The sequence below is a fragment of the Bradyrhizobium sp. NBAIM08 genome (genome assembly GCF_020193935.1).
GTDB classification, from domain to species: Bacteria; Pseudomonadota; Alphaproteobacteria; order Rhizobiales; family Xanthobacteraceae; genus Bradyrhizobium; species Bradyrhizobium yuanmingense.
This window is the reverse complement of the sequence record NZ_JADYVR010000838.1, coordinates 1-411: the sequence shown is the minus strand read 5'-3', so window position 1 is coordinate 411 and position 411 is coordinate 1. Positions and strand designations below refer to the sequence as shown.

Genomic DNA, 411 nt, shown 5'->3' with positions numbered 1-411 from the left:
CTTCAATTGTGGCACTGTCGATCAGGGCAATGCAGTCACACAGGATGTTTCCCTGAGGCGTTTCGACGAGGTAGGCCTGCTGCCCAATCCCGAATGACGGTTTGGTGACGATACGGGTGACGCCACCCTCGATCTCTTCGAAATGGTTCGTGTGGTGCCGCTGGATCTCCTCCAGCGTCGTCCATTGCTGACCTTCCGGCGGGATGTACTGCCGGTCATCGGAACAGATCAGGCACTGCACGGGTGGGTTCTCACGCGGCGGGTATTGGGTGCCGCATTTAGTGCACAGATAGGCAGTCTGCATCGCCCTTCCTTCTGAAAAACATGGTATGCAGGCATTGTTGCCGGTCGAAATGGAACTCCAGTCTCATGATTGCACGCCTGTTTCCTTGATGTTCTCCGCACATGCAT

Annotated in this window: 1 pseudogene; it reads right to left on the bottom strand. The window is 55.7% G+C overall.

What is annotated here, in order from left to right:
* Positions 1 to 304 (bottom strand): annotated as a pseudogene (locus tag I6F37_RS42310) (MBL fold metallo-hydrolase); the annotation flags it as partial.
* Positions 305 to 411 lie beyond the last annotated feature (107 nt).